Source organism: Mesorhizobium sp. M0621, assembly GCF_040320745.1.
Lineage (GTDB): Bacteria > Pseudomonadota > Alphaproteobacteria > Rhizobiales > Rhizobiaceae > Mesorhizobium.
This window is the reverse complement of sequence record NZ_JAMYQF010000144.1, coordinates 1-541: the sequence shown is the minus strand read 5'-3', so window position 1 is coordinate 541 and position 541 is coordinate 1. Positions and strand designations below refer to the sequence as shown.

The 541-nt window shown below is 64.3% G+C and carries 1 protein-coding gene; it reads right to left on the bottom strand.

The annotated features are described in order from the left end of the window. On the bottom strand, positions 1–541 hold a 541-nt coding region (locus NKI38_RS33510; protein ID WP_352665170.1), incomplete at both ends, for an IS5 family transposase.

Genomic DNA, 541 nt, shown 5'->3' with positions numbered 1-541 from the left:
GCGCCGCATGCCGTAACGCTCCTTGAACACGGCGAAAGGCCGCTCAACCGCCGCCCGCACCTTGGAGATCAGCCGGTTGCGCAGCTTGTCGCGCGGCGGCAATTCAGGGTGATGCTTGTTGGGCCGCCGCATCAGGCGATCCTTGATCCTGGCCTCAGCGAGCCGGTCATGCCTGGCATGGGTGTAATAGGCCTGATCGCCATAGACCGCCTTCTCATCGCCGCAGATCAACCGGTCGGCCGGCTCGGTGTCGGTGACTGAGGCGTCGCTCACCTCGACGCGCCGGATCAAGGTGTGCCCCTGGTCGACGCCAATGTGCATCTTGTAGCCAAAAGTGCTCTTCTTGCCCTTCTTGCCCCAGCGCGCATCCTTGTCCGCCGACGGCTTGACCGGGCCGTGGTGGCCCTTCTTCGGCTGCTTGGGCGGCCGGCCGGGGGATTGCATGAACGAGGCATCGACCAGCGTGCCGCGCTTGACGATCAGGCCTTTCGTCTCCAGCTGCCGGTTGATCTCCTCAAACACCTTGTCGATCAGCCGCTCA